The sequence below is a fragment of the Arthrobacter sp. NtRootA1 genome (assembly GCF_019976975.1).
In the GTDB taxonomy this organism is placed as follows: domain Bacteria; phylum Actinomycetota; class Actinomycetes; order Actinomycetales; family Micrococcaceae; genus Arthrobacter; species Arthrobacter aromaticivorans.
On sequence record NZ_AP024630.1, the window covers coordinates 1,442,829 to 1,466,310 of the forward strand.

Annotated in this window: 17 protein-coding genes; 5 read left to right on the top strand and 12 right to left on the bottom strand. The window is 63.2% G+C overall.

All coding sequences use genetic code 11. From position 1 onward, the window contains the following. Positions 1-11: 11 nt before the first annotated feature. From LDN90_RS06710 to LDN90_RS06720, 3 genes are read right to left on the bottom strand one after another with little or no spacing between them, the layout of a single operon-like run. Positions 12-1,574 carry an FAD-dependent oxidoreductase gene (locus tag LDN90_RS06710; RefSeq protein ID WP_223948444.1) on the bottom strand — a complete coding sequence of 521 codons (1,563 nt, stop codon included), beginning with the start codon at positions 1,572-1,574 and terminating at the stop codon, positions 12-14. Beyond that, positions 1,571-3,814, bottom strand: coding sequence for a molybdopterin oxidoreductase family protein (locus LDN90_RS06715; protein ID WP_223948445.1), 2,244 nt, complete (start codon positions 3,812-3,814; stop codon positions 1,571-1,573). Before LDN90_RS06715 ends, LDN90_RS06710 begins: the two co-directional genes overlap by 4 nt. Next, complete coding sequence (locus LDN90_RS06720; RefSeq protein WP_223948446.1) at positions 3,815-5,227, bottom strand: MFS transporter; 1,413 nt, start codon at positions 5,225-5,227, stop codon at positions 3,815-3,817. It lies immediately after the preceding gene. Positions 5,228-5,522: 295 nt separating this feature from the next. Here LDN90_RS06720 and LDN90_RS06725 point away from each other — a divergent pair, with 295 nt between their 5' ends. Next, a complete protein-coding gene (locus LDN90_RS06725) occupies positions 5,523-6,932 on the top strand; it encodes an MFS transporter (protein ID WP_223948447.1) in 1,410 nt (469 codons plus the stop codon). A gap of 65 nt (positions 6,933-6,997) precedes the next feature. Here LDN90_RS06725 and LDN90_RS06730 read toward each other — a convergent pair whose 3' ends face one another. The 9 genes from LDN90_RS06730 to LDN90_RS06770 form a co-directional block, all read right to left on the bottom strand. After that, positions 6,998-8,869, bottom strand: coding sequence for a biotin carboxylase N-terminal domain-containing protein (locus LDN90_RS06730; protein ID WP_223948448.1), 1,872 nt, complete (start codon positions 8,867-8,869; stop codon positions 6,998-7,000). A 60-nt stretch (positions 8,870-8,929) separates the two neighbouring features. Further along, positions 8,930-9,592 (bottom strand): nucleoside triphosphate pyrophosphatase, encoded by a 663-nt coding sequence (locus LDN90_RS06735; protein ID WP_223948449.1) that lies wholly within the window; start codon positions 9,590-9,592, stop codon positions 8,930-8,932. Between the two features lie 485 nt (positions 9,593-10,077). Beyond that, positions 10,078-12,603, bottom strand: a complete 2,526-nt coding sequence (locus LDN90_RS06740) for an MMPL family transporter (protein ID WP_223948450.1) — start codon at positions 12,601-12,603, stop codon at positions 10,078-10,080. Between the two features lies 1 nt (position 12,604). Then, complete coding sequence (locus tag LDN90_RS06745) at positions 12,605-13,312, bottom strand: TetR/AcrR family transcriptional regulator (RefSeq protein WP_216925417.1); 708 nt, start codon at positions 13,310-13,312, stop codon at positions 12,605-12,607. Between the two features lie 211 nt (positions 13,313-13,523). Further along, on the bottom strand, positions 13,524-13,976 hold the full coding sequence (locus LDN90_RS06750; RefSeq protein ID WP_223948451.1) for a YbjQ family protein: 453 nt from the start codon (positions 13,974-13,976) through the stop codon (positions 13,524-13,526). Positions 13,977-14,068: 92 nt separating this feature from the next. Beyond that, positions 14,069-15,502, bottom strand: a complete 1,434-nt coding sequence (locus LDN90_RS06755; protein ID WP_223948452.1) for a dicarboxylate/amino acid:cation symporter — start codon at positions 15,500-15,502, stop codon at positions 14,069-14,071. A 195-nt stretch (positions 15,503-15,697) separates the two neighbouring features. Further along, positions 15,698-17,380, bottom strand: coding sequence for a DUF885 domain-containing protein (locus tag LDN90_RS06760; RefSeq protein ID WP_223948453.1), 1,683 nt, complete (start codon positions 17,378-17,380; stop codon positions 15,698-15,700). 75 nt (positions 17,381-17,455) lie between these two features. Further along, a complete protein-coding gene (locus LDN90_RS06765) occupies positions 17,456-17,644 on the bottom strand; it encodes an acyl-CoA carboxylase epsilon subunit (RefSeq protein WP_216925433.1) in 189 nt (62 codons plus the stop codon). 62 nt (positions 17,645-17,706) lie between these two features. Continuing rightward, positions 17,707-19,290 (bottom strand): acyl-CoA carboxylase subunit beta, encoded by a 1,584-nt coding sequence (locus LDN90_RS06770; protein ID WP_223948454.1) that lies wholly within the window; start codon positions 19,288-19,290, stop codon positions 17,707-17,709. Positions 19,291-19,506: 216 nt separating this feature from the next. On the opposite strand from LDN90_RS06770, the gene LDN90_RS06775 reads away from it, so the two are divergent. From LDN90_RS06775 to LDN90_RS06790, 4 genes are read left to right on the top strand one after another with little or no spacing between them, the layout of a single operon-like run. Then, positions 19,507-20,415 carry an NAD(P)-dependent oxidoreductase gene (locus LDN90_RS06775; protein WP_223948455.1) on the top strand — a complete coding sequence of 303 codons (909 nt, stop codon included), beginning with the start codon at positions 19,507-19,509 and terminating at the stop codon, positions 20,413-20,415. Between the two features lie 56 nt (positions 20,416-20,471). Continuing rightward, entirely contained in the window at positions 20,472-21,422 is a 951-nt protein-coding gene (locus LDN90_RS06780; protein ID WP_223948456.1) for a biotin--[acetyl-CoA-carboxylase] ligase, read from the top strand. Continuing rightward, a complete protein-coding gene (locus LDN90_RS06785; protein WP_223948457.1) occupies positions 21,415-22,029 on the top strand; it encodes a PH domain-containing protein in 615 nt (204 codons plus the stop codon). The genes LDN90_RS06780 and LDN90_RS06785 overlap by 8 nt, the downstream gene beginning before the upstream one ends. Next, positions 22,019-23,197 carry an adenylate/guanylate cyclase domain-containing protein gene (locus tag LDN90_RS06790; protein ID WP_216925409.1) on the top strand — a complete coding sequence of 393 codons (1,179 nt, stop codon included), beginning with the start codon at positions 22,019-22,021 and terminating at the stop codon, positions 23,195-23,197. The genes LDN90_RS06785 and LDN90_RS06790 overlap by 11 nt, the downstream gene beginning before the upstream one ends. Positions 23,198-23,482 lie beyond the last annotated feature (285 nt).

Here is a 23,482-nt window from a genome sequence, read left to right on the forward strand (position 1 = left end):
AGCGAGCTACCCTAGGCAGCAGTCGCCTGGAAGTGCTTTTCGATGAGCCCCTTGATGTCCTCGTGGCATCCGCCGCAGCCCGTGCCAGCGCGGGTGGCCTTGGAGACCTCGCCAACAGTGCTGCAACCTTCCAGCACGGAATCCTCGATGCTGGCGGCGCTGACGCCGGCACACCGGCACACTGTGCGCTGGGGATCGTTGCTGGTGGCACCGGAATCCAACTGGTCCGGGCCGTCCAGGCGAAGCAGCAGGGAACGGTCCGCGGGCAGTTCTGAGGAACGTTCGAAAAGGACCACCAGTTCAGCGGCAGTCCGGGGCATGCCCACGGCCACCAAACCCTCCAGCACCCCGCCGCGGGTGGTCATCTTGACGTAGCGGCCGTGCTCGGGATCGGCCCACTGGGAGATCTGGCGGCGTGCCCGGCCAGAAGCGGCCCCGGCTTCCAGAAGCTCTTCGTCCCACGGATCGGCCTGGTTATCGCCTGCAAGGGCCAGGTTGATGCCCCGTGCTTTCAGAACCACGACGCCGGGCTTTTCCGTGGGCAGGGCTTCCAACGCATCCGCGGCTTCCTGGCCGTCTTGTGCCAGGACCACCAAATACTCAGCCAGCCACTCGGCCTGACGCCAGCCCGGGCCTACCAAGCCGGAGGGGCCGGTGGCCGTCCGGCAATCAAGGCAGGAAACGTCAGGGCAGCGGACCTCGGCACAATCGCCAATCGCGAACATGTGCGGCTCGTGGTAAGTCCTGAGGTGGTGGTCCACCAGGATCCCCGAGCCAACGGGGAGCCCACAGCCCTCGGCCAACTCGATACGGGGCCGGACTCCACAGGAGAGGACCAGCAGATCACCGTCGATCGCTGAGCCGTCCTCCAGGAGCAGGGCAGAGAAACTTCCGCCGGGGCCAGCGGTTTCCACGCCAGTAGACCTCGCGTTGCCGGCCATCCGGACGCCGCCAGCACGGAGGCTGCTCGTCAGGACGGATCCGCTGCCGCGGTCAATGCTGCGGCCCAAAGGGAAGGGGCCGTTGTGGACCACCGTCGCCTGGGCGCCTTCCTCCGCGGCGGCGAGGGCGGTTTCAAGGCCAAGCACGCCACCACCCAGGACCACCACGCGCTTACCGCCGGCGACAGCTTCACGGAGTACCGCGGCATCCCGAAGATCACGCAGGGCAGTGACACCGGCTGGAAGAACGGGGCTCGCCGGATCAGGGTTCAAACCGGTGAGGTTGGGAATGACGGGCCGGGAACCGGTGGCAAACACCAAGCGGTCGTAGTGTTCGTTGGTGCCGTCGGAGAGGACCACGTGCTGGCGTGCGCGGTCAATCCTCTTGACCTTGACACCCAACCGCACGTCAACGCCGTCGGCCTCCAGTTCAGCAGCATCAGCCATGGCCAAAGCTTCAGGGGCAGTCCGTCCGACGCCAAGTTCCGCAACCATGACGCGGTTGTATGCGGCCTCAGCTTCCTGTCCGACCACCAGCAGTTGCACGAGTCCTGTGCGGACCGCGGGAAGCAGTTCGTCCACAAGCCGCGCAGCAACCGGGCCGAATCCAACAACAACAATGCGCTCGCTCATGATGCCTCCTTGGCGTGCAGGGGCAGCCCGGATCCGGCAGACACGGCGGCTGGAGCCGCTGACACTGTGGTGGACGCTGCCCGCCGGACCCATACCCGGCTGGTCTTGAACTCCGGCATGCCGGAGATGGGATCGGTGACCGCCTCAGTGAGGCGGTTGGCGTTTTCCTGGCCCGGGAAGTGGAACGGGAGGAACACAGTGTCCGGGCGGACCGAGTTGCTAAGTTCCGCCCGGCAGAGGACCTCACCGCGCTGGTTGGTCACCGTCGCGTAGTCGCCGTCGGCAATGCCACGCGCTGCAGCCGTTCCAGGGTGGATCAGAAGCTTCGCCTGCGGCTGGGACCCCAACAGTTCGCTCACGCGGCGCGTCTGGGCACCGGACTGGTAGTGCTCCAGCAGGCGGCCAGTGGCGAGTGCCAGTGAGTCGTCCGCAAACGAACGCACCGCCCGCTTGGAAGGGGTGACCGGGACCATCACAGCCCGGCCATCAGCATGGGCGAATCCGTCGGCGAAGAGGCGCGGTGTTCCCTGGCTCCCCACGGGGTATGGCCAGTAGGCAGCTTCGCCACGATCCAGCATCGCGTAATCGATGCCGGAGTAGTCAGCCAGCCCACCGGCGGAGGCAAGCCTGAGTTCTTCAAACACTGTCTCGGGATCATCACTGAACATGGAGGGCGCCTCGAGCATTTCGGCAAGCCGAGCCATCAGCCACAGTTCGGTCCGGACACCCGGGGGAGGGGTAAGTGCCTTGCGGCGTCGGATGACGCGTCCTTCAAAGTTGGTCAGCGTCCCTTCTTCCTCGGCCCACTGCGTCACGGGCAGTACGAGGTCGGCCTCGACCGCGGTCTCGGACATGAAGAAGTCGCAGACCACCAGGAAGTCCAGGCTGCGGAGTCCCTGGGTCACCGCGTTGGTGTCCGGCGCCGAAACCACCACATTGGCGCCGTGGACGAAGAGGCAACGGACGCCGTCGGGCTTTCCAAGGGACTTGAGGAGCTCGACGGCGGGAAGGCCGGCTCCCGGGATCAGCGACTCGTCCACACCCCAGACCTTGGCGATGTGGGCGCGCGCGGCGGGGTCGGTGATTTTGCGGTAGCCGGGAAGCTGATCGGCCTTCTGGCCGTGCTCGCGGCCGCCCTGGCCATTGCCCTGGCCGGTCAGCGTGCCGTAGCCGCTGCGGGCCGAGCCCGGCAGTCCAAGTAGCAGGCTGAGGTTGATGGCCGCGGTTGCGGTGTCAGTACCGTCTACGTGCTGTTCCACTCCACGGCCGCTGAGGATGTAGCTGCCGCCATTGCGGGCGCCCTGAGCCAGGCGTCGGGCCGTCTCACGGATGAGGGTGGCCGGGACGCCGGTGATGGACTGGACGCGCTCGGGCCAGAAGGCGTTGAGGCTGCGAACCACGGCGGCATAGCCCTTGGTGTTTGCCTCGATATAGCTGGTGTCTGCCAGGCCTTCGTGGACCACAACGTGGCTGATGCCCAAAAGGAGGGCCAAATCCGTACCGGGCGTTGGCTGCAAATGGATGCCGCCGCCGTCGTCCGTGAACGCTGCCGTCGCCGAACGGCGGGGGTCCACGACGATCAGCCCACCGGCGTCGCGGGCGCCCTGAAGGTGCTGTACGAACGGCGGCATGGTCTCGGCCACGTTGGAACCGAGCATGAGGATTACGGACGCGGAGTCCAGGTCCGTGACGGGGAAGGGGAGGCCACGGTCCACGCCGAAGGCGCGATTGCCTGCCGCTGCCGCCGAAGACATGCAGAAGCGGCCGTTGTAATCGATGCGTGAGGTGCGTAGGGCCAGTCGGGCGAACTTGCCCAGCATGTACGCCTTCTCGTTGGTGAGGCCGCCGCCACCGAAAACTCCGACGGCGTCGTTTCCGAACTGCTTCTGGGTGTCCTTCACAGCCGCGGTGACCAGCATGAGCGCCTGGTCCCAGGAGATCGGCTGATGGACGCCATCGGATCCTTTGAGCATCGGTTCGGTGACGCGGCCGTTGTGACGCAACAACGACGCCGATGTCCAGCCTTTGCGGCACAGTCCGCCCCGGTTGGTGGGGAAGTCGCGCCCTGAAACTTCCAGGGGCACGGCACCTTCACCGGGCAATGCGGGTGTGGCAGGGCTTGCCGGTGCTGCGTCGGACGAGGTCGCGGGCGCTGCCCCGGCGGCCGAAGCAGCCGGGGTCAGCGTCATGGCGCACTGGAGCGCGCAGTAGGGGCAGTGGGTATCGGCGCCGTTGGGCATCTAGATGTGTCCGATCGTGTTGCGCTTCTGGGCGGGGCGGATGTAGCAGAGCCAGCAGACGGCGAGCATCAGGACGTAGGCTCCAACGAATCCGTAGAACGCCGGGGTGTAGGAGCCGCTTGCTGTATTCGATGCGTTGAGCACCTGGGGGATCACGAATCCGCCGTAGGCACCGATCGCGGAGATCAGGCCCAATGACGAGGCTGCCAGCCGAGCGGTGGCCGCACTGCTGGCACCCGAGCGGGCTGCGCGGCTGGACGTCGCGAAGATCACCGGGATCATCCGGTAGGTAGCACCGTTCCCGAAACCACTGGCCACGAAGAGCAACAGGAACAGGCTCAGGAAGAGCCAGAAGTTCTTCAGCGGGAGTGTCCAAATCATGATCAACGTGATGACGGCCATCGAAGCGAACGACGTAATGGTCATGCGGGCGCCGCCCATGCGGTCTGCCATGCGGCCACCATAGGGACGTGCAAGAGAACCGACCAGCGGGCCGAGGAAGGCCAGGGACAAAGCCACTGCGCCCAGGTGAATGGAGGAGAAGTCCGGGAAGTAGTCCTTGATCAGCTTCGGGAACACACCGGCGAAGCCGATGAAGGAACCGAACGTTCCGATGTAAAGGAATGCCATGACCCACAGGTGCGGTTCTTTGAGTGCGGCCACGGATCCAGCTACGTCACCCTTGGCGCTGGTGAGGTTGTTCATGTACTTCCACGCACCGAAAGCGGCGATCAGGATCAGCGGGATCCAGATGATGCCAGCCATGGGCAGGTTCACGGTTCCAGCTGCGAGCAGGGTGATGGCAATCGGGACAATCAACTGCGCGACGGCGGCACCAAGGTTTCCGCCCGCGGCGTTCAGACCCAGTGCCCAGCCCTTTTCGCGGGCAGGGTAGAAGAAGGTGATGTTGGCCATCGAGCTGGCGAAGTTACCTCCGCCGAAGCCAGCGAGGGCTGCAACCAGGAGCATGACGCCGAACGGCGTTTCCGGATTGGAAACACAGATCGCCAGGCCGCTGGCGGGAATCAGGAGGAGCAGTGCCGAAACGATCGTCCAGTTGCGGCCACCGAACTTCGGCACCATGAAGGTGTAGGGGATTCGCAGCGTGGCGCCTACGAGGCTGGGGATGGAGATGAGCCAGAAGATCTGGTTGGTGTCGAACTTGAAACCTGCTGCGGGGAGCTGGACGACGACGATCGACCAGAGCTGCCATACGACAAAGCCGAGGAATTCGGCGAAGATCGACCAGTACAGATTGCGCTTGGCGATGGACCGGCCTTCGGATTCCCACTGGCCCTTGTCCTCGGCATCCCAGTTGGCGATCCAGCGGCCGGGGCGGTGTTCAAGGGCGGGAACGGCGGTGGCAGTGGACTGGGTGGGGACCAGTTCTTCTGCAGTGCGGTCAACAGTCACGGAGTGCCTCCTTGGTGGGGGACGTTGTTCTTCCAAGGTAGGTTTCACGCGTTTCGCGGACCGTCGCCCTTTGTAAACGTGCTGTGACATTTCCCTATCGGCCGGGTCACCAGTGCGTGAGGCAATGGTGAGGTAATGTGGCCCGGACCACAGAGTGAGACTTTTCGACTGGTCCGCATCGTGGACTTAGTTGTCCAGTCAATGGACTGCGGGAACTATTATTGAACTCTCGAATAATCCTTCGCCGGGCAGGCTCCGAGGGGCATCGGCCGGTGTGAACGAAAGCTGCTACTACATGTCTTCGACTGCCACGTCCAAGGAAGGCGAGTCCACCAAGCCAGTGAACTCGCGGGGCAAAGTGATCTTCGCCAGCCTGATCGGCACGACGATCGAGTTCTACGACTTCTACGCCTATGCCACTGCGTCAGTGCTCGTCTTCCCCAAACTCTTCTTCCCCGATGCCACAGACATCAATGCGCTGCTCAGTGCGTTCGCCATCTTCGGTGTTGCCTTCTTCGCGCGTCCCATCGGCGCCGTCGTCTTCGGCCACTTTGGTGACAAGATCGGCCGCAAGGGCACCCTGGTTGCCTCGCTGTTGACCATGGGTATTGCAACGTTCCTGATCGGACTCCTGCCTACGGCATCCATGCAGGGGTGGGCGATCCTGGCCCCCATCATGTTGGTTATCCTGCGCTTCTTCCAGGGCCTGGCCCTGGGTGGTGAATGGTCCGGCGCAGCCTTGCTGGCCACCGAGAACGCACCGGAGGGTAAGCGCGCCATCTACGGGACGTTCCCGCAATTGGGTGCGCCTATTGGCTTCATCATCGCCAACGTGATCTTCATCTGGATGAACGTGGCACTGAGCGCCGAAGAGTTCCTTGCCTGGGGTTGGCGCGTTCCGTTCATCCTGAGTGCGGTCCTGGTCATTGTGGGTCTTTACGTTCGCCTGAAGCTGGTGGAGAGCATCTCCTTCACCAAGGTGATCGAACAGGAGAAGGTCCAGAAGCTGCCCCTCGCTGCCACCCTCAAGAGCCACTGGCGCCCCGTGGTGGCCGGTACGTTCATCATGTTCGCCACGTACGTGCTCTTCTACATCATGACCACGTTCACCTTGTCGTACGGCACCAAGCCCACCTTGGCCGGCGCCCAGGCAGCCGCTGAAAAGGCAGGCAAACCGATGACGGCAGACCAAGTTGCGGCGTTTGTTCCCGGCTTGGGCATCACCCGGTCCGACTTCCTTTGGATGCTGATTATCGGCGTCGTCTTCTTCGGTATCTTCACCGTGGTTTCGGGACCTTTGGCCGAGAAGTGGGGCCGCCGCAAGTTCCTGCTGGGCGTCACCGCCGGCATCTTCGTCTTCGGCGCGCTCTGGTTCACCATGTTTGGACCGGGCCAGGCGGCTGCGATGGTCGGCCTGATTGTGGGCTTTACCCTCATGGGCCTGACCTTTGGTCCCATGGCCGCCATCCTGCCGGAGCTCTTCCCGGCGAACGTCCGCTACACCGGCTCGGCTGTGGCCTACAACCTGTCGTCCATGATCGGAGCGGCCCCGGCATCGTTCGTCGCTATCGCCCTATGGTCGGCAGCGAACGGAAGCACCTGGCTGGTGGGCGTTTATATGGCCGTCGCTGCTGTGGTCACGTTCATTGCCCTCTGGTTGACGCGCGAGACCAAGGACACGGACTACGAGAACAACGTAGCCTAAGCAGCCCTTAACGACGTCGGCTCCGCACCAGAAGGTGCGGAGCCGACGTCGTTAAGTTTTGGTTCTTAGTCCTCGATCGTGGCGATGACAGCGCCGGCAGCCACCGTCTCACCGGCCGTGGCTGCCAAGCCGCGAACCGTGCCGGACTTGTGTGCGGTCAATGGCTGCTCCATCTTCATGGCTTCCAGCACCACGATCAGATCGCCCTCGGCCACGATATCGCCATCGGCAGCTGCCACCTTGACGATGGTGCCCTGCATCGGCGAGGTCAGTGCATCTCCACCGGCGGCAGCGGCTGCGGCTCCTGCCGAGCGGGAACGCTTCTTGGACTTGCCGGACTTGGTGCCCGAGCCGCTGGAAACAGCGGCGACGCTTGCGCCCAAACCGGACGGCAGAACGACCTCAAGCCGCTTGCCGCCAACCTCGACGACGACGCGCTGGCGCTCACCGGCGTCGGGAGTTTCCGTACCCGCGCCGCTGGCCGTCCAAGCGGGGATGTTATTGACGAACTCGGTTTCGATCCAGCGGGTGTGGACGCTGAACGGTCCCTCCACCGGGGCGAAGGCGGGGTCCGTGACAACGGCGAGGTCGAAGGGGATGACGGTGGGAATGCCTTCCACCACCATCTCCTCAAGCGCACGGCGCGAGCGCTGGAGGGCTTGCTCGCGGGTGGCGCCGGTGACGACCAGCTTGGACAGCATGGAGTCGAAATTTCCGCTGATGACGTCGCCCTGCTCAATGCCGGAGTCCACGCGGATGCCCGGGCCCGTGGGGTTCTTCAACGTGCTGACCGTGCCGGGTGCCGGCATGAAGTTGCGGCCCGGGTCTTCGCCGGTGATGCGGAACTCGAAGGAGTGGCCGCGGACCTCGGGGTCCTCGTAGCCAAGAGCTTCGCCGCGCGCAATGCGGAACTGTTCGCGGACGAGGTCGATGCCCGTGACTTCCTCGGAAACGCAGTGCTCCACCTGGAGGCGGGTGTTGACCTCGAGGAAGGAGATGGTGCCGTCCTGGCCCACCAGGAACTCGCAAGTACCGGCGCCGAGGTAGTTGGCTTCCTTCAGGATTGCCTTGGAAGACTCGTAGAGCCGCTTGTTCTGCTCCTCGCTCAGGTAGGGAGCCGGGGCTTCCTCGACGAGTTTCTGGTTGCGGCGTTGCAGTGAGCAGTCGCGGGTGGAGACAACCACAACGTTGCCGTAAGCATCCGCCAGGCACTGAGTCTCGACGTGGCGCGGGGCGTCCAGGAAGCGCTCGATGAAGCACTCGCCGCGGCCAAACGATGCGGTGGCTTCACGGACCGCCGATTCGAAGAGCTCAGGGATCTCTTCCATGGTGCGGGCAACCTTGATGCCGCGTCCGCCACCGCCGAAAGCAGCCTTAATGGCGATGGGCAGTCCGAATTCCTCGGCGAACTTCAGGATCTCGTCCGCGTCCTTGACGGGGTCGGCGGTGCCGGGAACCAGCGGGGCGCCCACCTTTTCGGCGATGTGGCGCGCCTGGACTTTGTCGCCCAAGGCAGAGATCGCCTCGGGGGAGGGGCCGATCCAGGTGATGCCGGCGTCGATCACTTTGGCAGCGAACTCTGCGTTTTCGGCGAGGAAACCGTAGCCGGGGTGGATCCCATCAGCGCCGGCCTGCTTGGCGACGTCGATGATCTTGTCCATGACGAGGTATGACTCGGCTGCGGTGTTGCCGCCAAGGGCATACGCTTCGTCGGCGAGGCGGACGTGCAGGGCGTCACGGTCCGGGTCTGCGTAGACGGCTACGGAGGCGATGCCTTCGTCCCGGGCGGCTCGGATGATGCGGACCGCGATTTCGCCGCGGTTGGCAATCAAGACCTTGGTGAGAGGGCTGGAAATGGGCTGCGCCGGGTTAGCTGACAAGTTGTTGACTCCTTCTGTCCTTGAGGAGCCTAGCGTGATTGTGAGGGTTCCGCCCATATTGATGGGGGATTCCGTGTGTGAGGAGATGTTCCTTTGTAGGGTTGCTACAAATCGCTTCTACTGGTGCGCGTCCCACAGCTCGGTGATGCCAACGTTCGCATGGACCAGCAGTTCGCGCAGGGTAGAGATGGAAAGACCGACGACGGCGTGCGGGTCACCGTCCACCTTGCGGATAAACGCGCCGCCCAAGCCATCGATGGTGAACGAGCCCGCGCAGTGCAGAGGTTCTCCGGTGGCAATGTAGGCGTCGATGTCGTTTGTGGTCATCTCGACGAAGTGAACCTCGGCACTGGACACGGAGCCCACTGTCGCTCCCGTTCCATCTGCGGGCGCATCCTCATCCTCGTCCACATCGGCGGCGGTGTCCCGGCAATCGACCAACCAGTGACCCGTATGGAGCACTCCCTTGGATCCGCTCATGCGCAGCATCCGCTCGCGGGCGACCTCCGCCGTGTAGGGCTTGCCGTGGGATTCGCCGTCGAACTCAAAGACCGAATCGCAGCCGATCACCAGGGCACCCTCGGCTTCGGGGAGTGCGGCGACGGCTTCAGCTTTTGCCCGGGCCAGGAGCAGCGCCGTGTCATGTGCATCCGTCACGCCGTAGTGCGCCTGCACCGCGTCCTCGTCCACGTCCGAGACCAGGATATCGTGCTGGATTCCCGCTTCCTTCAGCAACTTGGTGCGGGCAGGGGATTGCGAGGCAAGGATCAATCGGGTCACCGTCCCAGCCTAGTACGTCGTTCTCTCACATCCTGCCGGTTTGGGGCGGTTCCTCTATCAGTTCCTGCCGGTTTCGGGGGGATGTTCTCGCACATCGCCCAACCATGTGCCGCCCCCGACCCTCACTCGCCACGCGGCGGCCGAAGTCATAAACGCTCTGATCCAGCGCGACGCCGGGCACCACCTGATCCCGTGACATGCGGACCTGCTCATCATGAAGGCTGAAATGCCCGACGTCGGCACGCAAAGTTGAGCACCGACGTCGTCAGATCGGGGGTGGATGTGAGAGCGCGTCGGTCAGATCGGTGGTGGATGTGAGAGCGCGTCGGTCAGATCGGTGGTGGATGTGAGAGCGCGTCGGTCAGATCGGTGGTGGATGTGAGAGCGCGTCGGTCAGATCGGTGGTGGATGTGAGAGAACGTTGCTCAGATCGGGGGTGGATGTGAGAGAGGATCGGTCAGATCGGGGGTGGAGGTGAGAGAGCGTTAGTGGACCAGTTCCTCGGAACCGGCCTTCGGACGGTCGCTGCGGTTCAATTTGGCGCCTTCGACGTCAACATCCGGCAGGATGCGCTGCAACCACTTGGGCAACCACCACGCCTTCTCGCCAAGGAGGTACATGACGGCGGGAACGATGGTCATGCGGACCACGAACGCATCGATCAGCACACCAAACGCCATCGCGAAGCCCAACGGCCGGACCATGGTGAGGTGACTGAAAATGAAGCCTGAGAACACACTGACCATGATGATCGCAGCCGCCGTGACCACCGCTGCGGCGTGGCTGAAGCCGGTCCGAACAGCGTGTTTGGCGTTCTCACCATGCATAAAGGACTCCCGCATGCCCGATGTTATGAACACCTGATAGTCCATCGCGAGGCCAAACAGCACGCCGATCAGGATGATCGGCAGGAAGCTGAGGACGGCGCCCGGGTTGGCGACGTCGAAGATGGCTCCCAGCCAGCCCCACTGGTAGACGGCCACGACGGCGCCAAATGCCGCAGCCAGCGACAAAAGGAAACCACCGGTGGCGAGTAGCGGGACCACGATCGACCGGAAGACGAGCAGCAACAGGATCAGCGAAAGTCCGACGACGATCGCCAAGTACGGCGGCAGTGCAGCCCCGAGCTTTGCGGAGACGTCGATGTTGCCGGCAGTCTGACCGGTAAGGCCAATGGTCGCGCCGAGGTCCTCGCGGATTTGGTTGCCCTTGGCCCGGACATCCGAAACAACCTGGACGGTACTGGCGCTGGCGGGGCCTTCCTTGGGAATGACTTGGAAGACGGCAGTCCGCCGGTCCTCACTCAAAGCCACGGGGACTGCAGCTGTGACGTTCTCCACGTCGCGTAGCTGGTCCGCGACGTCGAACTGCTTGTTCTTGGCATCGGTTTCACTGAGGCCTTCGGGGAATTCAGCGACCACGACGATCGGCCCCGTGACGCCCTCGCCGAAGCTGTTGCGTGTGAGGTCGTACGCTTTGAAGGCTTGCGAATCGACGGGCTCGGATCCGCCGTCGGGAAGTGCCAGACGAAGCTGGGAGGCCGGCAGCGCCAAGGCGCCCAACAGCAGGACGCTGGCCACGAGGGAAAGCCAGGGGTGCCGTGTAACCAAGCCGCCCCAGCCACTGCTGCTGCGCTTCTCTTCCAGGGCCCGGTCCGCGGCTTCGTGGCCCGCCTCGGCATTGTGCTTGGCGGCCTTGGCCCATGCGCGCTTGGAGATCAGCTTGCGGCCGATCAAAGCCAGAACGGCGGGCGTCAACGTCAAAGCCACGACGACGGCGACAGCAACTGTCGCTGCGGCGGCAACACCCATCACAGCCAGGAAGGGCAGCCCCGGAACCACAAGTGCCGCCAGGGCGATGATGACGGTGAGGCCCGCGAACAGCACGGCGTTGCCTGACGTACCGGTGGCGAGGGCCGCGGATTCCTCGCCGTCCATCCCGGCCAGAAGCTGGTTGCGGTGGCGGTTGACGATGAACAGGGAGTAGTCGATGCCGACTGCAAGCCCAAGCATCAGGGCAAGCATCGGGGAGATGGAGCTCATGTTGATCACGCCAGTTAGTGCGAACGTTCCGCCGACGCCGACAGCCACGCCAATCAGTGCCATGACGAGGGGCAGGCCGGCTGCGATGAGTGTGCCGAGCATGAGGATCAGAACGAGGGCTGCCACTGCGACACCGACGATCTCCGCGACTCCGAAGATCTGTGAGACGTCCTCGGTGATTTCCTTGCTGGCGTAAGCCGTGACACCGGCCGAGGAGACCCCCTGAACAATGTCCTGAACTTGTTTGCGGACGGCGGGATCGACGGCATTGATGGAGGTCTTGAATTGGACCTGGGCGATGGCGGCCTTGTTGTCAGTGGACACGAAGCGCATCCCCTGGGAGGACTCCAGCTGGCGCTTTCCCAAGGCCAATGCCGTGGCTCCGTCGGCTGCTTCCTTGGCACCGGCGTCGAGCTTTGCTTTGTTGGCGGCGAGTTCGGCACGCTGCGGCGCGAGTTGGGCCTCGATTTGTGCTGGTGTGAGGCCTGAGGCCGCCATCTGCTGTTCCGCTCCCGCAAGCTGGGCTTCGCCCGCCTCCAGCTGGGCGCGGGCTGTGTCCAGTTGGGTTTTGCCTTCGGCAGCCTTCGCTTCGCCAGCGGCAATCTCCCCGGCGGCCTTATCCAACTGGTCCTGCGTGGTGAACGGATTCACCGTTCCCTGCACGTCCGGCATGGCTTCAAGCTTGGTGAGCGCAGTGGCTACGGCGTCCTTCTTGGCTTGGTCAAAACCGGAGTCGCCGGAGTCGAAGGCCACGCTCGCCGAGCCGCCAGACGCGTTGGGCAGGGCTTCCTTGAGCTTGTCGGCCATCCTCTGCGTTTCCGTGCCAGGGATGCTGAAGTTGTTGGACATGGTGCCGTGGAACGCGGCGGCCGAACCTCCCACGGCCACCAGGACTGCCAGCCACAGCGAGATGACCAGCCAGCGGCGGCGGTAAGAAAACTTGCCGAGACGGTAGAGGAACGAGGCCATGTCAGAACCGATCTGTGGAGGAGGGGGCGGCAGTTGCCGCTGAAAGAGTGATGTCCGACGACGGCGCGAAGCCGGCTCCCAGCAGGCCCATGGCGTCGATGAGGTGCTGGCGCAGAGCCGCCAGCGACTCGGACGATAGGTCGGGGCCGCGCTCGGCGAACCAGACCGTCATGGCCGCCTTGCCGCACGAGATGACGGATCCGGCAAGGGCATGCAGGTAAAGCTCGCTGGTGTCCGGTCCAAGTCTGCTGCGGGCCGCGTCGATAATCTGTCCCGTGCAGTGTTCCCATGCTTCGAGTTCGGAACGGGCCAGAGAACGGTTCTCCTGGGTGAGGCTGAAAAGTTCGGCCATGGGTGCTACCGACATGGGGTCAGCGAGGGCCATCAGCGCGGCCTGTGCGGATTCGAGGATCGATTCGTCCGCTGGCCTCAGCCGGAATTGCTCGAGGGCGCGATCCATGAAGCCGTCGGCCACGGAGGCCAAGGCAGCCTCGAGGCTCGCGAAGTAGTTGAAGAAGGTCCGTCGGGAAACGCCTGCGCTGGCGGTGATGTCCTCCACCGTGAAATTGCCGGGGCCGTTGCTGCGCAGAAGGTCAAGTGCTGCGGTGGCGATGGAGGCGCGGGTTGCTGCTTTGTTGAGCTCGCGCCGGGACGGGCCGCTGGGTTCGGCGGATTCCGCGACGCTAGGCTCGCTGCTGGTTGAAGTCACATACTTACACTAAGTGCAACTTTGCACTCTGCGCAATATTTCCGCGGGGGGTGTGCCCCGCGGATCTTTGCAAAATCGTGGACCAAGGAGTCTGGCCACGGGGTTGGACTCTGCTTGGAACCAAGAATCCCGTCCTTGTTCGCGAGTCCCGACTTTCAAGTTCGGGTTCTGCGAACAAGGACGGGATGGGGGACTAAGTATTCCGGCTGACTCAGAACTGGTGCGGAGGTGTGGTTTGCTGCGGGGGAGCAGGAGGAGTGTTCTGCTGCGGCTGGGCGGCCTGTTGGCCCGCGTTCTTGGTCAACAAGTACACCGACTGTCCCGTGGCGCCGGGCTCTCCCTCTCCGAGAGGCAGGACGTACACAGCCGTGCCGTAGGCGCAGACTTCCGTCCAGTTGGTCCCCATTTCGGAGGTGTCGAAGCGCATGGCGACAATTGCGTTGGCGCCGCGCTGCTGTGCTTCGTTGACCATGCGGGCCATGACTTCCTGTCGGCTTTCGTAGAGTGCCCTGGTCATTTCGGGCAGCTCGCCGCCACCGAGGGAACGGAAACCTGCAAGCATCTGCGAGCCGATATCGCGGGAACGGACAGTGAGGCCCATGACTTCGCCGAAGACGGCGTCGATTCGGTGGCCGGGTATCTCATTGGAGGTGACGATCAACATGCTCCGAGCCTATCCAGCTTTCGCCGTTAAACCGCGCAATCCCCGGGGGAGAAGTCCCCAAGGGATTGCGCGGCGCGAAAAGCCAGCAGGTGCTATGCCTTGGAAGCGGCCAGTTCGCGCGCCTCTGTCTCGGCAGCAGCAGCGTCGTTGGCGAACTCGTCAGCGAACGCGGCACCATTGCGGGGCGCGTTGTACAGCGATTCGTCCAGGATGCCCTGGCGCTTGGCGACGATTGCAGGGATGAGCGCCTGGCCTGCCACATTGACGGCCGTGCGGCCCATGTCCAGGATGGGGTCGATCGCCAGCAGGAGTCCGACGCCGGCCAACGGCAGTCCCAGGGTAGACAGGGTCAGTGTGAGCATGACGACGGCGCCGGTGGTTCCTGCTGTTGCCGCGGAACCCAGCACGGACACCAGCACAATGAGCAGGTACTGGCTGAAGTCCAGGTTGATACCGAAGAACTGGGCCACGAAGATCGCTGCGATGGCCGGGTAGATCGCCGCGCAACCGTCCATTTTGGTGGTGGCGCCCAGCGGCACGGCAAAGGAAGCGTAGCCCGAGGGGACACCGAGGTTGCGCTCGGCGACGCGCTGCGTGAGCGGCAGCGTACCGATGGAGGAACGAGAAACGAACGCCAACTGCACGGCAGGCCACACGCCGGAGAAGTACTGCTTGATGGACAGGCCGTGGACGCGGACCAGAACGGGATAGAGGACGAAGAGCACCAGTGCCAGGCCAATGTAGATGGCGGCGGTGAACTTGCCAAGGGAGCCGATGGTGTCCCAGCCGTAGATGGCAACGGCGTTACCGATCAGGCCGATAGTGCCCAGTGGAGCGATGCGGATGATCCACCACAGGACCTTCTGGATGACAGCCAATGCGGAGGCGTTGAAGGTCAGGAACGCTTCTGCCTGCTTGCCGACCTTGAGGGCAGCGATGCCGACGGCGATGGCGACCACGAGGATCTGGAGCACATTGAAGCTGACGGAGGTGCTGACCGTGGTGGCAGCGTTGGCGCTTTCGGTGACGGTGGAGCTTGCGCCGAGTCCGAGGAAGTTCTTCGGGAAGAGACCGATCAGGAATGCCCACCAGTCACCGGTTTTGCCGGCGTACTCGGCCTTCTGCGTGATCCCGGTTGCTGCACCAGGCTGCAGGAGCACACCCAGGCCGATGCCGATGAGCACCGAAACCAGCGAGGTGATGGCGAACCAAAGCAGCGTGTTCCAGGCGAGGCGGGCCGCGTTGGAGACCTGGCGAAGGTTCGCGATGGAGCTCACCACGGCGGTGAATATCAAAGGAACGACGGCGGTCTGCAGCAACGAGACGTAGCTGGAACCAATCGTTTGAAGGGTTGCGCCGAGGCCGTTGGGGGCGGTCTTGGTACTGCCGGTGTACTTGGCGATGAGGCCAAGCACGAGGCCAATGAGGAGGGCTGCGATGATCTGGACGCCGAAGGATCCTGCCCACTTGGGGAGCTGGAAGCCGTTCTTTCCAGGCGCTGAAGTGATGTTGTTTGAGGTGCTCACAGGAACACGCTAGGTGCACCCCAAATAACATAGCGAACGGACGTTTAGAAATGTTACGGGACTCTCAACTTATTCCCAACGTGAGTGTGGTGATGCTCTCAGTAGGGAAGCCGGAGGACAGACATCCGGCAGCGTGCGTCAAAGCGACGAAGGAGCAGCACGCCGAGGATGTGTGTCCTCCGGACACACCAAAGCTCAGCCCAGCAACGCCCTTCTCAGCACGTCCAAGCCCACCGAACCGATGTTCAGCGCCTTGCTGTGGAAGGACTTCAGGTCGAACCCCTCGCGGGTTTCAAGCTCGGCCCGGATCTGCTCCCAGAGCCGCTGGCCAACCTTGTAGGACGGTGCCTGCCCGGGCCAGCCGAGGTAGCGGGTGAATTCGAACTGGAGCTGGCCTTCGCTGATGTCGAGGTTGGATTTGAGGAAGTCAAAGCCTTTCTCAGGAGTCCAGGTTCCGGTACCCCAGCGTTCAGGGACGGGTAGTTCCAGGTGGACCCCGATGTCGAAAACAACGCGGGCGGCACGCATGCGCTGGCCGTCCAGCATGCCCATGTGGTCACCAGGGTCCTTGAGGTAGCCAAGTTCGAGCATGAGCTGCTCAGCGTAGAGTGCCCAGCCCTCGCCGTGTCCGGAGACCCAACAGACATTGCGGCGCCAGTTGTTGAGGAGTTCGCGGCGGTACGTGGCAGTTGCGACCTGGAGGTGGTGGCCGGGCACGCCTTCGTGGTAGACCGTGGTGGTTTCGGACCAGGTGGTGAAGGTGTCTTCGCCGGCGGGAACAGACCACCACATGCGGCCGGGCCGGGAGAAGTCGTCGGACGGGCCGGTGTAGTAGATGCCGCCTTCGTCGGTGGGTGCGATCATGCATTCGAGGGTTTTCATGACGTCCGGGATATCGAAATGGACGTCGGCGAGCTCGGATACTGCGCGGTCCGAGAGCTCCTGCATCCACGCCTTCAGGGCGTCCGTTCCTTTGATCTGGCGGGCCGGATCGTTGTTGAGGATGCTTTTGGCTTCTTCGATGCTGGCGCCGGGCTTGATCTGCGCGGCTACCTTTTCCTGTTCGCTGATGAGCCGCTCCAGCTCCTGGACGCCCCAAGCGTAGGTCTCCTCGAGGTCAACGGCCGCGCCCAGGAACGACCGGGAGGCCAGGGCATACCGTTCCTGGCCCACCGCGTCCTTTTCCGGGGCAACGGGGAGTAGCTCGTCCTGGAGGAAAGTTCCCAACGATTCGTAGGCTGATCGCGCAGCTGAGGCTCCGGCGTCGAGCTTGGTCTGCAGGTCTGCCGGAAGCGGCGAACCGGCCAGCGTGGCTCCGGCCGCCATCTTGGCGAAGAAGCCATCCTCGGCGGCGTAGCGGGCGGTCTGTTCGATGACGATCCGGACCTGACGGGCGGCGGCTACTTTGCCGGTGTCCTTTGCGGCGCGAAGAGAGGAAATGTAGCCCTCGATGGCGCCGGGAACGTTAGCGGCGCGGCCGGCGATGTGCTCCCACTGCTCCGCGGTGTCCGTTGGCATGAGGTCGAAAATGGCGCGGATATCCTGCGCGGGCGAGGCGATGTTGTTGAGGTCGGCAGCATCCCAGCCGGTTTCATGGATCTCCAGTTCCAGGCCGAGCCGCTCGCGCATTGCGTCCAGGGTGACGACGTCGGATTCGTCGGTCGGCTCCAACGCCGCCAACGATTTCAACGCCTGTCGGGCGGCCTGCGCATGGGCCTCGGCACCCGCAGGCGAGTAGTCCTGATATTCGGTTTCGTGCCCCGGCAACCCCAACGTGGTGGCGAAGCTGGGATTGAGTTCGATCAGCTTTTCCGTGTACGCGTCAGCAACGGAATCGATGGCGGTCTTGGGTCGTGCAGGCGTGTTTGCAGTAGTCACCCACAGAGCCTAACCGTGAGTCGGCTCACGTGAAAGGGTTGTTGCACTTTCTTCCCGCCGCCGGGAGAAGCGATGCTATCCGCGGCTGCGCTTCCACGCGCCCGGGCCCGGGGTGGGGTCCAGGCGCAGTTGCTGACGGCGCACCCAATGACGAACGTTCGGCTTTGCAGGTGCCGGCGTCTGGGGTACTCCCACGGAGGCGACGACGGCGGCAAGCGCAGCCAGCTCTTCAGCGGTGGGATCTCCCTTGACCACCGAGAACATCGGCGCAGCAGGCTCGGGCGTTGCCGCTGTGGAGGTTTCATCTGCCCGATGCTTTGCCGGGGTCACAGCGGGATGTTCCCGTGCTTCTTGGTGGGCAGGCTAGCCCGCTTGTCGCGGAGGGCTCGCAGGCCGCGGATTATTTGGAGGCGGGTGTCGGAGGGCGCGATGACGGCGTCGACGTAGCCCAGCTGAGCTGCCTGGTAGGGGTTGAGGAGTTCTTCCTCGTAGCCCTGGATGATCTCGGCACGCTTGGCCTCGACGTCGCCGCCGGCCTCGGCAACCGCTGCGAGATCGCGACGGTAAAGGATGTTCACTGCGCCCTGGGCGCCCATGACACCGATCTGGGCTGTGGGCCACGCGAGGTTCAGGTCCGCGCCCAGCTTCTTGGAGCCCATCACGATATACGCGCCGCCGTAGGCCTTGCGGGTGATGACGGTGAGCTTCGGCACAGTGGCTTCAGCGTAGGCATACAGGAGTTTGGCGCCTCGACGGATGATTCCCTGGAATTCCTGGTCCTTGCCCGGGAGGAACCCGGGCACGTCCACCAGCGTGATGATGGGGATGTTGAAAGCGTCGCAGTGCCGGACGAACCGGGCGGCCTTCTCGGACGCGGAGATGTCCAGGGTGCCTGCGAACTGCATGGGCTGGTTGGCGACGATGCCCACTGTGTGGCCTTCGACCCGCCCGTAGCCAATGATCACGTTGGGGGCGTAAAGCGACTGCATTTCAAGGAAGTGGGCGTCGTCCACGATCTGCTCAATAACCTTGCGCATGTCGTACGGCTGATTGGCCGAATCCGGGATCAGTCCATCCAAGGCGAGGTCGTCGTCGTCGAGTTCCAATTCCTGGTCGTGTTCTACAATCGGGGCCTCTGAGAGGTTGTTGGAAGGCAGGAAATCCAGGAGTTCGCGGACGAATTCGATGGCGTCGGCTTCGTCGGAGGCAAGGTACGTGGACGTTCCAGTGGTGGCGTTGTGCTGGCGGGCACCACCCAACGTTTCCATATCAACGTCCTCGCCCGTGACGGTCTTGATGACATCAGGGCCGGTGATGAACATGTGCGAAGTCTTGTCCACCATGACCACGTAGTCGGTCAGGGCGGGGGAGTAGGCAGCGCCGCCGGCGCATGGGCCCATGATGAGCGAGATCTGGGGGACTACACCTGACGCATGGACGTTGTTGCGGAAGATATCCGCGAACATGGCAAGGGAAGCCACGCCTTCCTGGATGCGCGCACCACCGCCGTCGTTGATGCCCACTACCGGGCAGCCATTGCGGAGGGCGAATTCCTGGACCTTGACGATCTTCTCGCCGTTGACCTGGCTCAAAGAGCCGCCGTAGACGCTGAAGTCCTGACTGTAGATGGCCACGAGACGCCCGTCTACAGTGCCGTAACCGGAGACGACGCCGTCGCCCAGGGGCTTCTTTTTCTCCATGCCGAAGGCTGTGGAGCGGTGGACGGCGAGGGCGTCGAACTCAACGAATGATTCGGGATCGACCAGGAGGTCAATGCGTTCGCGGGCAGTGTTCTTACCGCGTGCGTGTTGCTTTTCGATCGCTTCCGGGCCGGAAGGCTGCTCTGCACGGGCCTGGCGGTCGCGGAAGTCTGCAATCTTTCCCGCTGTCGTTGTCAGATCGTGGCTCATCAAGTGTCTCCGGCTCTGTAGCTGATTTTCGCTGGCGCAGTTCTGGTGCAAACAAGTAGCTGACTTAAGTAGCTTCCGTACAAAGAAAAGGCCCCGCTGGCCAGTCTAGTGACGCCATTGCCGCGAACCGCTGTAGAAACCCTACAATTTTCAGCGCCCAAGCCAAAGCTACCAGTATGTTACCCGTGAGTAACATACTTGGGTTAGAGTGTCTCCATGACTCCAAGCAACGATGCTTCCCCGGCTTCCGAAGAGACTATGCCGAAGGGCAGCACCCCTTATGCAGCCAGCGGTTCGCTCAAGGGCCGCACCATCATCATGTCCGGTGGCAGCCGTGGCATCGGATTGGCCATCGCCACGCGTGCGGCCCGCGACGGTGCCAATATCGTACTGATGGCCAAGACGGGCGAGCCCCATCCGAAACTTGAGGGGACTGTCTACACCGCTGCCGACCAACTCGTCGCCGCAGGTGGCCAGGCGCTTCCCCTCGTGGGCGATGTCCGCAATGACGACGACGTCGCCGCAGCCGTGAGTGCCGCCGTCGAGCGCTTTGGGGGAATCGACGTCGTCATCAACAACGCGTCAGCCATCGACCTCTCGCGCACGGACGCGATTGACATGAAGCGCTACGATCTCATGCAGGACATCAACGTCCGTGGAACCTTCCTGCTCTCCAAGTTGGCGCTTCCGGCACTGCGGGAATCCGGGAACGGGCACATTCTCACGCTGTCTCCACCGCTGAACCTCGATCCAAAATGGGCCGGGATGCATCTGGCCTACACCATGGCCAAGTACGGAATGAGCCTCACCACCCTGGGACTCGCCGAAGAGCTTAAGGACGACGCCGTGTCGGTCAACTCGCTCTGGCCTTGCACACTGATCGATACCGCGGCGATCCGGAACATGCCTGGTGGGCAGCAGATGGTGAAGGCCGCCCGCGGACCGGAGATCATGGCCGACGCTGCGCACGCAGTGCTGACTGGCGCCAACCTTGCCGACGGCGTCTCGGGTTCGGGGAACTTCTACACTGACGAAGAAGTCCTCAGCGCTGCTGGCGTGAAGGACTTTGCGCCATACAGCCTTGGCGCACCCGAGGACCGTCTGGTGCCAGACATCTTCCTCTAAGCGGATTCCCATGTTTCGGGCAAGTTCTGCGGGCCGCAACTGGATAGGATTCAGCTATGGATGCCGAACAGCCTGCCAGCAGCGAACCCCGCCCCACGCCCGGGGAAGACCGGCCCTCACGGGACCGTGAGGCATTGAACCGTGAGGCATTGAACCGTGAGGCGCTGCTCGAGCCTGATTTCCTGTCGGCAACCGGTATTTCCCAAATGAATATTGTCGAGTCCACGGGGTCCACCAACCAGGACCTCGTGAGGGCCGTAACCGTGGAGCCTAAAAAATGGGCTGATCTTGCCGTGTTGACCGCCGAACACCAGACGGCGGCACGCGGACGGCTGGACCGGCACTGGGAATCGCCGGAGCGCTCTGCCGTTTCAGTGTCAATGGTGCTGCGTCCCGTCACAGCCGAAGGCATGCCCGTGCCGACCCAGACCTACTCGTGGCTCTCACTGCTTGCCGCCGTTGCCCTGCGCGAAGCTTTGCAGGAAACGGCTGGTGTTACGGCAGAAATCAAATGGCCCAATGACGTCCTGGTTAATGGACGCAAGGTCGCCGGAATCCTGGCCCAGATGACGCCACTGGGTGACGGATCGGTCCCCGCCGTGATCCTGGGCGTCGGCCTCAATGTTTCGCTGAAGCAGGATGAATTGCCGGTACCAACCGCAACATCCCTGGCCTTGGAAGGGGCCACGACGACGGACCGCACCGCGCTGCTGAAGAGCTATCTTTCACGCTTCACCCGGCTTTACCGCAGCTTTTGCAACTCAGAAGGCGATCCCGCGGCAGGGTTGGCAGGCGGGCCCTCGCTGCATAAGCGCGTTGAGTCGGCAATGGTCACCTTGGGACGCGAGGTGCGCGCGCACCTGCCCGGTGATCACGAACTGGTGGGCCACGCCTCACGCTTGGACGAGCACGGCTCGCTCCTGGTGGTGGACCACGGTGGCCGGGAACATGTTGTGACGGCTGGTGATGTGGTCCATCTGCGCGCCACGGAAAGCGGTTATGCGTAAAGAGTTGCTTCCGGGGGAGCAGGTCATCACCATCACGCGGCAGCAGCCCCGCTCGCTGTTCTTGCCAACGCTGGTCTTCATCGTGGTTCCTGCCCTGGCAGCCTACGCGTGCGCGTGGATCATCAAAGGGAATCCACAGCGCCTCGCCCCATTCATTACAGTGGAATGGACGCCATGGCTTGTCGGCGCTTGTGTGGCCGTTGCTGGGCTCGTGTTGGTGGCTTACAGCCTCAAGAGGCTGTTGAAATGGCGTTCAGTCAGGTTCATCCTGACGAGCCGCCGGATAATTGCCAAGTATGGAATGTTTCGCCGCAGCGACTGGCAAGTGTCATTGATGACCGTCCGCAGCGTGGGGGTCCATCAGAACCTGCTGCAGCGGACATTGCACTCCGGGAATATATCCTTGGATACCGGGCCCTCTGGCGAAGCTGTCTTGACGGACGTGCCGGAGGTCGGAAAATTCAGGGGCTACATTCTTGACGCCATGGATGAACTGCCCAGTGCTGGAACTTTAGAGGCCAACGGTGGGATTTTTGAGGGTGAAGTCCTGTCGGACTCTGATGGGTTGCCGTGGGAACTGAGAGAAGGTGGAAGAGATGAGCGTTGAGGATCAGCAGTCCGGCGAGGACCTGGACGAGGAGTTCGACGCCGTACCCGAACCTTCAGTGGATGAGGACACGGAACCAGCGCCCGTCCAGGCGCCTGTGACCATTGGCCCGCCCACCGGCGTGATGTCCGCAGAACGCCTGGCCATCAAAGCGCTTGAGGCGAGGTTGCTTGGCGGTGAACGCAAGCTCCGCCGTCGTGAAGTTGCTGCAGGTGCCGGTGTCTCCATTCTTTCCGCGCGGAAGTTGTGGAGGGCTTTGGGCTTCCCCAATTTCGGCGACGACGACGTCGCTTTCACCGAACGTGACCAAGCAGCATTGTCCACAATTCTTGACCTCGTCCGTGCCGGGATCCTCACCGAGGAAGCCGCGATATCCGTTACCCGATCGATCGGCCAGATGACGGACCGCATGGTGGTTTGGCAGATCGAAGCACTCGTTGAAGACATGGTCCAGGAGCAGGGAATTCCCGATGCCGTGGCCCGCAAACAGCTGGTGGGTCAGCTGCCGGCGCTGGTGGATTCCCTGGAAGAGATCCTGGTCTACTCGTATCGTCGTCAACTCAATGCCGGTGTCCAGCGGCTTGCCGTGCGTGCCGAGGCGGGCTTGCAAGCCAGCGAAGAAGGGCGCGAAGGGGACGAAGACGATTCCCCCTTGCCTTTGGCCCGTGCCGTAGGGTTCGCCGATCTCGTCTCCTACACAAGCCTCTCCCGGCGCATGAACGAGAAAACGCTGGCCCAAATGGTCCAGCGCTTCGAGAACAAATGCGCCGAGATTATCTCCGTGGGCGGCGGCCGCCTGGTGAAGACCGTGGGCGACGAAGTTCTCTATATTGCCGAGACCCCGGCGGCGGGCGCTGAGATTTCCCTCGCACTGGCACAAGCCTTCACCGAAGACGAAATCCTGCCCCAGGCACGCGTGTCCATGGTGTGGGGCCGCATCCTGTCCCGGCTCGGCGACATCTATGGCCCAACCGTGAACCTTGCTGCGCGGCTGACCACCCTGGCCCAGCCCGGGACGGTGCTGGTTGACGCGATGACCGCTGCCGCACTCGGACAGGACGAACGCTTCGTGCTGGTCCCGCAAAAGTCCGAGAATGTCCGTGGTTTCGGCGAGATCCACCCCGTGATGCTGGCTCGCGGCCGCGGCAAGGGCTTGGTGCTGGACTAAACGTTCTCTCACATCCTGCGGGTTTTTGGGTGTTTTTCTCTCACATCCTGAGGGTTTTTGGGGATCGTTCTCTCACATCGCCATGGGTCCTGTTTGGGCGGCCAAGCAATTTTTGAGCGCGGGAGCCAATTAGACGACTCGTAGCGGCTCATTGCACCGGGGGCGGCCAGGCGTTCCACAGCGCGGCTAAGCCGGAAAATGAACCCCTCGTTGGCTTGATCCCACGGTGCCGGGCCGTTGACGTTACCGATGCTTGCGAAGTCAGATTTCAGCCTGCCTTCCTTC

What these genes read in the sequence shown, in the direction of transcription:
- LDN90_RS06780 (WP_223948456.1), top strand. Translation starts at nt 20,472, where the DNA reads ATGGATGCCGAACAGCCTGCCAGCAGCGAACCCCGCCCCACGCCCGGG.
- LDN90_RS06715 (WP_223948445.1), bottom strand. Translation starts at nt 3,814, where the DNA reads ATGCCCAACGGCGCCGATACCCACTGCCCCTACTGCGCGCTCCAGTGC.
- LDN90_RS06785 (WP_223948457.1), top strand. Translation starts at nt 21,415, where the DNA reads ATGCGTAAAGAGTTGCTTCCGGGGGAGCAGGTCATCACCATCACGCGG.
- LDN90_RS06710 (WP_223948444.1), bottom strand. Translation starts at nt 1,574, where the DNA reads ATGAGCGAGCGCATTGTTGTTGTTGGATTCGGCCCGGTTGCTGCGCGG.
- LDN90_RS06775 (WP_223948455.1), top strand. Translation starts at nt 19,507, where the DNA reads ATGACTCCAAGCAACGATGCTTCCCCGGCTTCCGAAGAGACTATGCCG.
- LDN90_RS06750 (WP_223948451.1), bottom strand. Translation starts at nt 13,976, where the DNA reads ATGTTGATCGTCACCTCCAATGAGATACCCGGCCACCGAATCGACGCC.
- LDN90_RS06730 (WP_223948448.1), bottom strand. Translation starts at nt 8,869, where the DNA reads ATGGGCGGAACCCTCACAATCACGCTAGGCTCCTCAAGGACAGAAGGA.
- LDN90_RS06740 (WP_223948450.1), bottom strand. Translation starts at nt 12,603, where the DNA reads ATGGCCTCGTTCCTCTACCGTCTCGGCAAGTTTTCTTACCGCCGCCGC.
- LDN90_RS06790 (WP_216925409.1), top strand. Translation starts at nt 22,019, where the DNA reads ATGAGCGTTGAGGATCAGCAGTCCGGCGAGGACCTGGACGAGGAGTTC.
- LDN90_RS06770 (WP_223948454.1), bottom strand. Translation starts at nt 19,290, where the DNA reads ATGAGCCACGATCTGACAACGACAGCGGGAAAGATTGCAGACTTCCGC.
- LDN90_RS06725 (WP_223948447.1), top strand. Translation starts at nt 5,523, where the DNA reads ATGTCTTCGACTGCCACGTCCAAGGAAGGCGAGTCCACCAAGCCAGTG.
- LDN90_RS06765 (WP_216925433.1), bottom strand. Translation starts at nt 17,644, where the DNA reads ATGTTCTCGGTGGTCAAGGGAGATCCCACCGCTGAAGAGCTGGCTGCG.